The following is a 9,721-nucleotide window of genomic DNA, read 5'->3' as shown; positions in this document are numbered from 1 at the left end:
AAATTTAACGAAATAAATAGCTTGAAAAAAAACCAACTTACATCTATTAATTAATAACCATAAAAAAAATCATTTAACTCTGTGAAACATTGGAGTTCACCATGCTACAAAAAATATCTGCCAATAAAATTGCATTAATAAAAAGAATGCAACTTAGTACTCCTACATTAGTCGATATTCTCGATAGTTTAGGAAAAACCATTGTATTAAATAGTCAATTAAAAAGTATTAACCTAGAAAACTTTTATTCTGTTGGACAAGCTTATACTGTGCAATGGAAATTAATTAGAAAACAAAAATCTATTTTAAATAAACAACCTTCTACGTGGGAACAAGTTAGTTCTTTTTTAGTCCCTGAAATAACAGATGCAAAAGGATTATTCTATATAGCCGGAGGACATGAACTAATAACAGAAGCAGCACTTGCAGGTGGCATGAGTTGTACTTATTTTGAAAAATTAGGCTTTGAAGGAGTTATTTTAGGGGGAGCGGTACGAGACAAGAAAGATCTCACCAATCTAACCATTCCAGTCATTGCCACCAATCTTACTCCTACAGATACACAAGGCGCTTATTTTGTCAGTGAGACTGGCACTCAATGCACCATTGAGCATGCCACAATCTGTAGTGGTGATTTAGTGATATCCGACCCTAATGGCACCGTGATTATCCCTTTTTCACTCGTCGATAATGTTCTAGAAGAAGCGATTAAGATAGATAGCATTGAAAATAACATGCTAGAAAAAATCAAACATGGACAACGTTTACCAGAACTTATCAATATAACGGGACGTATATAATAAATAAAGGTGACTGACCATGATAAATATTCATACATTGGGTCCTGCAGGAACAAACTGTGAGAAAGCCGCTTATTATTGGCTAAATAAAAATAATCAACAAGGAAATATTATTCTTCACCCTACATTAGAAACCGCAGTAAAAGAAATGGAGATAAGCCAAAATAGTATTCTATTAGGTTGTATTGTTTATCCTTTTTTACACAATATTGTTTTTAATAATCTCTCTTTTATCAAATTAACAGATTGTTTTGTTATGGATACCCATAACATGCTATTTGCTAGCCGATTTAATAATATTAAGGAGATAAAAAAGTTAGGTTCTCATCCCGCACCACAAGATCTATTTAGAAAAATAACAGAACTCGATAATATTGAAAGAGTTCTTTTTAATTCAAATAGTGAAGCAGCACTTCAATGTGGTTTAGGGCGAGTAGATGGCTGTATTACCACACTTAGTGCAGCTAAAAAATATCATTTAAATATTTTATATGATTTTGGCCCTGTCCCTATGGGATTTTCTATTCATTCAAAATTAAATTAAGTAATTAATTACATCACAACAGTCAAAACGTTAATTATCTAGTCACTTGGTTAATAAAAAGGAAAAAACTATGAGCTTATATTTATCTAGTGAAATGATCTCTTATGATATGGATCTAAATAGAAACGAAGGTGAAGAAAGTAAAATTCAAGCTAAATTTATTCATGGCTCTAATTTTACAATGGCATTTTGGACATTTAAAACTAATGCCATTATTCCTGAACATAAACATGAACATGAAACTGCCACATCCATACTAAAAGGCTCTTTGAAACTGACGGTAAATAACCGCATTGTTTATTTACATGCTGGCGACTCTTTTATTATTCCCTCATGGGCCGTTCATCATGCAATTGCTTTAGAGCCTTCTGAGGTTATTGATGTCTATACCCCCGTTAGAGAAGACTATGTTGCAAGGCAAAATGGCGTTATTAAAACCTATTTAGAAACATCTCAACCCCAAGGATAACAAAAAGCGAGGATCACCTCGCTTTTTCTATTCTTACTATAATCGCAGGAGCACTTTCTATGTTTAGCACCTATAATATTGATGTTTTAACAGAACAAAATCATCAATATTTACCAATAGAAAACACCCTATCATTACAGAATATATTTTCCATCTCTTGGCACCCATCATTATGGAAATCTTTACCCGCCAAGCAACTCCCTGAATACCCAGATATACATGCCTTAAATTATTGCAAAGAAAAGCTTAAGCATTATCCCCCGCTAATTTTAGCTTCCGAAATCAGAGCATTTAAAAATTTATTAAAACTTGTTGCAAATGGTGAAGCTTTTCTTCTGCAAGGAGGAGACTGTGCAGAATCTTTTGATGATTGCCAAGCCACTATTATCCGTGATTTAACATTCACCTTATCGCAAATGTCCGCATTAATTGAACAATCAACGGGATTGCCGGTGATTAAATTAGGTCGTATGGCTGGACAATACGCTAAACCTCGTAGCCAAGCATTTGAAACACAAAATGGCTTAACTTTACCCAGCTATCGAGGAGAAATTATTAATGGTCTTGATTTTTCAGTTAAAAGTAGAGAGCCAGATCCGATTAGAATGATAACTGCCTATCATCACTCAGCAGCGACCTTAAATCTGTTACGTGCGATGAATTATGCACAATATACCAAGCAACAATGGGCCTTGGATATTAACGCTCATCCTGGCTCTACAGAGCCTGAGCATTATTTCCATTTGCTAGAACAACTCTATCATTCACAACATCATATTATTAATAAACAGCCCGATACCTCTTCTTATTATGTTAGTCATGAAGCTTTGTTACTGCATTATGAGGAATCGATGACTCGTCAAGATTCCAGTGATAACAAATGGTATAACTGTTCAGCACATATGGTTTGGGTAGGAGAACGAACAACCGATATTGATCATGCCCATATCGAGTACCTACGAGGTATTGAAAACCCTATCGGTATAAAATGCAGCACCAGAATGTCAGGAGAAAAACTGATTAAGCTAATAGATACTCTTAACCCGAGCAATGAAGTTGGAAAAATTATCTTAATCATTCGCGCGGGTAAAGATGCTATTCATGCATATCTTCCGGAATTAGTAAAAACAGTAAAGGAACATCAACGTGCGGTTATTTGGCAAATAGATCCGATGCACGGCAATACACAATCAGCAAATGACAGTATGAAAACCCGACATTTCAATGATATTGTCGAAGAAACTCGTGCTTTTATTCATATTTTACATGAGATGGGCATACAGGCTGGGGGGATACATTTAGAAATGACCGGACAAGAAGTCACTGAATGTACTGGAGGATTACAACAAATTCGACACACTGACCTAAGTCATGGTTATCAAACTTTATGTGACCCTCGCCTTAACCGGACACAATCATTAGAGTTAGCCTTCTTGATTGGACGGCATTGGCATAATTCACTTTAATTGTAACCAAACATAAGTGCTTAGTACTTAAGCCAAGCACTTATCATTACCAACACCGCCAATGGCTAATCATTCATCCGCTAAAGCAGGTAATTCAGCTAAAGGCCAACGCGGTCTCACTGTCACCCCTAAAGGCCCTTCGGTACCACCTTTAAAACGGATCATCCCCGCCAAAGCAATCATGGCACCATTATCGGTACATAACTCAGGGCGAGCATAAAACACTTCCCCTCCGAGTTGTTCCATTATCATTGCCATTTTGGCGCGTAAAGTACGGTTAGCACTTACACCCCCCGCCATCACTAAGCGTTTAAAGCCTGTTTGCTCTAATGCTCGACGACATTTTATTGCCAGAGTATCTACTACGGCATCTTCAAAAGCACGCGCAATATCTGCTCGAGTTTGCTCTGAATCATCGTTTTGACGAATGGTATTAGCGGCAAAGGTTTTTAAACCAGAGAAACTAAAGTCGAGTCCGGGTCTGTCTGTCATAGGGCGAGGAAAAACAAAACGTCCTTCTACACCTTGTTGTGCCATTTTTGATAAAACAGGGCCGCCCGGATAATCAAGCCCCAATAGCTTGGCTGTTTTATCAAATGCTTCACCGGCAGCATCATCAATAGACTCACCTAACAGGATATATTCCCCAATCCCTGTTACACTAATTAATTGTGTATGCCCCCCCGAGACAAGTAACGCCACGAAAGGAAAATCTGGCGTTTTCTCTTCAAGCATCGGTGCTAATAAATGCCCTTCCATATGGTGAACTGGAATAGCAGGCACATCCCATGCAAACGCCAGAGAACGACCAATAGTCGCCCCCACCAGCAATGCCCCTACCAGCCCTGGTCCTGCAGTATAAGCGACCGCATCAATATCTTTTGCAGTTAAATTTGCTTCTTTAAGGGCGGCTTGGATCAGTGGCACTGTTTTGCGGATATGATCTCGTGAAGCAAGCTCGGGAACAACACCACCATAGTCGGCGTGCAGTTTTATTTGGCTATAGAGTTGATTCGCTAACAGACCGGCTTTATCATCGTAAATTGCGATACCGGTTTCATCGCAAGATGTTTCAATACCTAAAACTCGCATGACGCTTCCAAATTCTTCCTCGCGCAATGGCGTAATGGATCGATTGTAGCATTATTTCGCTAATTTAATACGCCTTCGCCACAACTTTTACATACCAGTATGTGACAAATTTCTTTTTCTGGTCTATAATTATCCACCTATTTTACATGATTTAAATGTGTGGTTAGCAACTATCACGTTGTGTTTTGAATAAATTAAGACACAAAAGTGAGAGTTTGCGTTTCAATTTTGTGCATCTCTTTACAAAGTGCCCTGCTTTGAAGTAAAATTCCGCACCATTTTAAATGTCGGCTGGCTAAAATCATGCCAGCACAAACCGATTTCTATTGAGGTGAGAGGCACATGCCGGTAATCAAAGTACGTGAAAACGAGCCATTTGACGTTGCTCTTCGTCGTTTCAAACGCTCTTGCGAAAAAGCAGGCGTATTAGCAGAAGTTCGTCGTCGTGAATTTTATGAAAAACCAACGACTGAGCGTAAACGCGCTAAAGCATCAGCAGTAAAACGTCACGCTAAAAAATTAGCTCGCGAAAACGCACGTCGTACTCGTCTGTACTAATATTTTGCGGCTGATACCGCAATTTATGCAGACACTGTAGTCGCAGTTAAAAGGCCGTGCTTTCTTATGAGAGCGCGGCTTATTCTCGTTCAACAACAGGCGTAAAAGGGCTTATGGCTGGACGAATTCCACGTTCATTTATCAATGATTTATTAGCACGAACCGATATCATCGATCTTATCGACGCTCGTGTGCCGCTTAAAAAACAAGGCAAAAATCATTCAGCGTGTTGTCCGTTTCATAATGAAAAAACGCCCTCTTTTACAGTAAATAGCGACAAACAGTTTTATCACTGTTTTGGTTGCGGTGCGCATGGCAATGCTATTGATTTTTTGATGAACTACGACAGACTTGATTTTGTCGAAACCATTGAAGAGTTAGCAGCAATGCATGGGTTAGAAGTTCCTTATGAATCAGGAACTGGCAGTAGCCCGATTGAGCGACATATAAGACAAAATCTCTATCAAGTGATGGAGAAATTGAATCAGTATTACAAAAGCACCCTCAATACCCCTGACGCTCAGGAAGCAAGAAATTATCTTGCGCATCGCGGGCTAAGTGAAGAGGTTATTACCCGCTTTTCTATCGGCTTTGTACCTACGGGTTGGGACAATATCCTAAAACGTTTTGGGCAAAATCCCGATAATCAAGCCCTGTTACTTGAAGCAGGAATGGTAATAACAAACGATAAAGGTCGCACTTATGACCGTTTTCGTCAGCGCGTTATGTTTCCGATTAGAGACAGACGAGGTCGTGTTATTGCATTTGGTGGACGTGTATTAGGTGATGATTTACCCAAATACTTAAACTCCCCAGAAACAGAGATTTTCCATAAAGGCCGCCAACTTTACGGGCTTTATGAAGCACAACAGACGCACCCTAACCCAGCTAAGTTATTAGTGGTTGAAGGTTATATGGATGTTGTGGCATTAGCGCAGTTTGGTATTGATTATGCTGTCGCCTCGTTGGGTACATCAACAACCGCAGAGCATATCCAGTTGCTGTTTAGAACTACGGATAACGTTATTTGCTGCTATGATGGTGATAGAGCAGGACGAGATGCCGCATGGCGAGCATTAGAAACTGCACTGCCTTTTTTAAACGATGGCCGTTCTTTACGTTTTATGTTTTTACCTGAAGGCGATGATCCTGATTCACTGGTTCGCCGCGAAGGGAAAGAGGCATTTGAAAAACGAATGGAACAAGCACACTCTTTATCTGAGTTTTTATTTGATTCGCTGGTTCCACAAGTGGATTTGAGCACCCAAGAAGGCAATGGCAAACTCTATAGTTTAGCGCGCCCATTAATTGATCAGATCCCAAGTGAGACTTTACGTCTATATTTATTAAGAGAGCTTGGAAATTTAACGGGAAATCCCGATATTGAGCAGATGGATCGTTTATTTGGTAGAAACTCGCTACATCACGAAACATCGTATCAACCGACAAAACTACGTACTACACCAATGCGTATTTTAATTGCCTTGTTGATACAAAATCCCGAGTTTTGCCAATTAGTGCCACCGCTTGAGGGGCTAAATACAGAAAAAATAGCGGGTTTATCGCTTTTTATTGAATTAGTTTCTCTTTGCCAAGCGCAGCCAGGCTTGAATACAGGTCAGATTATCGAACTCTATCGAGAGAATAAATTCGGTAAACAACTTGAAAAACTGGCGATGTGGAACGATATAGATATAGATGAGATAGCTGAAAAAACATTTACAGATACGTTAGATCATCTCTTTTTAACCGCAATGGATGAACGTTTAAACGCCCTCATTGCCAAAGAGAGAACTGAAGGTCTAACACAAAATGAACGCGAAGAAGTCCAATTGATAATACAGGCTCGCGTTAAAAAGTAAAACCTAAATTAAGATTAAAAACACGGCTTAATTGCCGCTATCGGTAGGTATAAAAAATAACCTACATTTGCTACGCTGAGGGGATCGTAGCAATCGACAATGAAAATGCCCCTCCGTAGTTATTGTTGGCTAAACCGTTTATCGCCGACCGACACCAACCCAAATTACTTTGAAGTGTGGATACCGTCTTATGGAGCAAAACCCGCAGTCACAGCTGAAGCTACTTGTTACGAAAGGTAAGGAGCAAGGCTACCTGACCTATGCTGAGGTCAATGACCATCTGCCGGAAGATATCGTCGATTCAGATCAAATCGAAGACATCATCCAGATGATTAACGACATGGGCATTCAGGTCATGGAAGAAGCACCTGATGCCGATGATCTGATGTTGGCAGAAAATTCAAATGACACTGATGATGATGCTGTCGAAGCCGCTGCTCAGGTACTTTCTAGTGTAGAATCTGAAATTGGCCGTACAACCGATCCTGTGCGTATGTATATGCGCGAAATGGGAACCGTTGAACTGCTCACCCGGGAAGGTGAAATTGATATCGCAAAACGCATTGAAGATGGTATTAACCAAGTTCAATGCTCAGTTGCTGAATATCCTGAAGCAATCACTTATCTTCTTGAACAATATGATCGTGTTGAAGCCGGTGAAGCGCGTCTTTCTGATTTAATTACTGCCTTTATTGACCCTAATGCCGAAGAAGTGGCAGAAAGTGATGATGTCAATTTAGGCAAAGACGACGATGAAATCGACAACAGCGCCGATGACGAAGATGAAGACGAAGATGAAGATAGCGACACAGACAGCGATAGCGATGATGATAACAGCATCGATCCTGAACTTGCTCGCCAAAAATTCACCGAGCTTCGTGAACAGTACGAAAAAACGCGTCAATCTATTAAGGCCAAAGGTCGTAATCATAAAGATACCGAACTGGAAATTTTACAGTTATCAGAAATTTTCAAACAGTTCCGCTTAGTGCCAAAACAGTTTGATTATCTGGTTAACAACATGCGTGAAATGATGGACAGAGTCCGTGCTCAAGAGCGTCACATCATGCGTCTTTGTGTTGATCAGGTCAAAATGCCTAAGAAAAACTTCATTACTCTGTTTACAGGAAATGAAACTAATGACACATGGTTTACTGCCGCTCGTGCGATGAATAAACCTTGGTCTGAAAAACTGGCAGGTATTGAAGAAGAAGTACAACGTAGCTTACAAAAGTTACAACAAATTGAAGTTGAAACAGGACTGACAATCGAACAGGTTAAAGATATTAACCGTCGTATGTCTATCGGTGAAGCAAAAGCACGCCGTGCGAAAAAAGAGATGGTCGAAGCGAACTTACGTTTAGTTATCTCTATCGCGAAAAAATATACCAACCGTGGCTTACAGTTCCTTGACCTGATCCAGGAAGGGAATATTGGTCTAATGAAAGCGGTTGATAAATTTGAATATCGTCGTGGTTATAAGTTCTCAACTTATGCAACATGGTGGATCCGTCAGGCTATTACTCGTTCAATCGCCGATCAGGCACGTACCATTCGTATTCCGGTACATATGATTGAAACGATTAATAAGCTAAACCGTATCTCACGCCAAATGTTGCAAGAGATGGGACGTGAGCCTTCACCAGAAGAGCTTGCAGAACGTATGTTAATGCCTGAAGATAAAATCCGTAAGGTACTAAAAATCGCTAAAGAGCCTATCTCCATGGAAACCCCAATTGGTGACGATGAAGATTCACATTTAGGTGATTTTATCGAGGATACTACCCTCGAATTACCTCTGGATTCAGCAACATCAGAAAGCTTACGTTCAGCGACACACGAAGTATTAGGTGGTTTAACACTGCGTGAAGCTAAAGTCCTGCGTATGCGCTTTGGTATCGATATGAATACCGACCATACATTGGAAGAAGTGGGTAAACAATTTGATGTTACCCGTGAACGTATCCGTCAGATTGAAGCAAAAGCGTTGCGTAAATTACGCCACCCAAGCCGTTCTGAAGTGCTACGTAGCTTCCTTGATGAATAATCAATCTCTTTGATTTTGGTAGTAATACAAACGCCTGTGCCTCACAGGCGTTTTTTATTATCCGGTCTAAACCATATCTGTTTCCAGCGCTGATAATTTTCTTTTATCATCCCTATTCTCTTTTGGTCTATCTTAAGTAACCGCTATCGTTTTCGCTAAAAATCTGCTGATTTTTTCTACCTCTATTTACAAAAAATCACCCTTTTATTTTTACCCTTGTCGATTTTTTACTCATCAAGTCTTTCTTTTTAAACTATCTCATTGAAATAAAAGATTATTATTTAATTTATTTTTTCTGCTCTATATTGAACACAAATTGCGCATACAGTCACACAAAGGCTAGACCTCGCCTCAAATGGCACGTATAATCTCACACCATTAAGGCCCCTTAGCTCAGTTGGTTAGAGCAGTCGACTCATAATCGATTGGTCACTGGTTCAAGTCCAGTAGGGGCCACCAAATTTTAGCTGTTAAATCAGCATATTAAGCCACTTTGAGAAAAGTGGCTTTTTTGTATCTAAGGGTTATTGCCCCCTTTTTGTCCCCTGAGATTTTTTTACTGCTCTAATTTTTTTCATGACATGTTACGACGACTTTTATTTTCTCAAAGTATGTCATGCTAATTTTCCCCAATATATTTGTAATTCATTTCAGTTTCAAAAATCTATATAGCCACCAGCTTAACGGACAGTTCGCCAGCACGCGGAAGCGAATCACAAAACCGACCATGTAGTTTGGTGTATTTGTGACAAACTGTGCTCAGCATATACAGATCCCCTGTGGTTTATTACTCAGGACTTTCAGTATCCCCCTCCTTACTACTGACGAAATTTGATGGAGATGTAGGTAAATCGTCCCAATATAAAAACCAGATTTTTGTTTT

8 protein-coding genes and 1 tRNA gene are annotated in these 9,721 nt (G+C 39.6%); 8 read left to right on the top strand and 1 reads right to left on the bottom strand.

Annotated features, from left to right (window positions below; translation table 11 throughout):
• The first annotated feature begins 101 nt into the window (after positions 1–101).
• The 4 genes from AACU98_RS16805 to AACU98_RS16790 all read left to right on the top strand — a co-directional run bounded on the left by AACU98_RS16805 (position 102) and on the right by AACU98_RS16790 (position 3,279).
• Positions 102–800, top strand: coding sequence for an RraA family protein (locus AACU98_RS16805; RefSeq protein WP_004249461.1), 699 nt, complete (start codon positions 102–104; stop codon positions 798–800).
• 19 nt (positions 801–819) lie between these two features.
• Complete coding sequence (locus AACU98_RS16800; RefSeq protein ID WP_049219643.1) at positions 820–1,344, top strand: prephenate dehydratase domain-containing protein; 525 nt, start codon at positions 820–822, stop codon at positions 1,342–1,344.
• A gap of 70 nt (positions 1,345–1,414) precedes the next feature.
• Positions 1,415–1,813 (top strand): cupin domain-containing protein, encoded by a 399-nt coding sequence (locus AACU98_RS16795; RefSeq protein ID WP_004245582.1) that lies wholly within the window; start codon positions 1,415–1,417, stop codon positions 1,811–1,813.
• A gap of 59 nt (positions 1,814–1,872) precedes the next feature.
• Positions 1,873–3,279 (top strand): 3-deoxy-7-phosphoheptulonate synthase class II, encoded by a 1,407-nt coding sequence (locus AACU98_RS16790; protein ID WP_161735244.1) that lies wholly within the window; start codon positions 1,873–1,875, stop codon positions 3,277–3,279.
• Between the two features lie 69 nt (positions 3,280–3,348).
• On the opposite strand, the gene tsaD is transcribed toward AACU98_RS16790, so the two are convergent.
• Complete coding sequence (tsaD, locus tag AACU98_RS16785; RefSeq protein ID WP_049203145.1) at positions 3,349–4,371, bottom strand: tRNA (adenosine(37)-N6)-threonylcarbamoyltransferase complex transferase subunit TsaD; 1,023 nt, start codon at positions 4,369–4,371, stop codon at positions 3,349–3,351.
• 342 nt (positions 4,372–4,713) lie between these two features.
• Here tsaD and rpsU point away from each other — a divergent pair, with 342 nt between their 5' ends.
• From rpsU to AACU98_RS16765, 4 genes are all read left to right on the top strand, one after another.
• Positions 4,714–4,929, top strand: coding sequence for a 30S ribosomal protein S21 (gene rpsU / locus AACU98_RS16780; protein WP_001144069.1), 216 nt, complete (start codon positions 4,714–4,716; stop codon positions 4,927–4,929).
• 113 nt (positions 4,930–5,042) lie between these two features.
• Complete coding sequence (gene dnaG, locus AACU98_RS16775) at positions 5,043–6,791, top strand: DNA primase (protein WP_004249459.1); 1,749 nt, start codon at positions 5,043–5,045, stop codon at positions 6,789–6,791.
• A gap of 190 nt (positions 6,792–6,981) precedes the next feature.
• Entirely contained in the window at positions 6,982–8,838 is a 1,857-nt protein-coding gene (gene rpoD, locus AACU98_RS16770) for an RNA polymerase sigma factor RpoD (RefSeq protein WP_004245586.1), read from the top strand.
• A 382-nt stretch (positions 8,839–9,220) separates the two neighbouring features.
• A tRNA-Ile gene (locus tag AACU98_RS16765) sits at positions 9,221–9,297 on the top strand.
• Positions 9,298–9,721 lie beyond the last annotated feature (424 nt).

Origin of the sequence: Proteus sp. G4380, assembly GCF_963885725.1 — a bacterium.
GTDB classification, from domain to species: domain Bacteria; phylum Pseudomonadota; class Gammaproteobacteria; order Enterobacterales; family Enterobacteriaceae; genus Proteus; species Proteus mirabilis.
The sequence above is the reverse complement of the archived record's forward strand: the minus strand, read 5'-3'. Positions and strand labels throughout refer to the sequence as shown.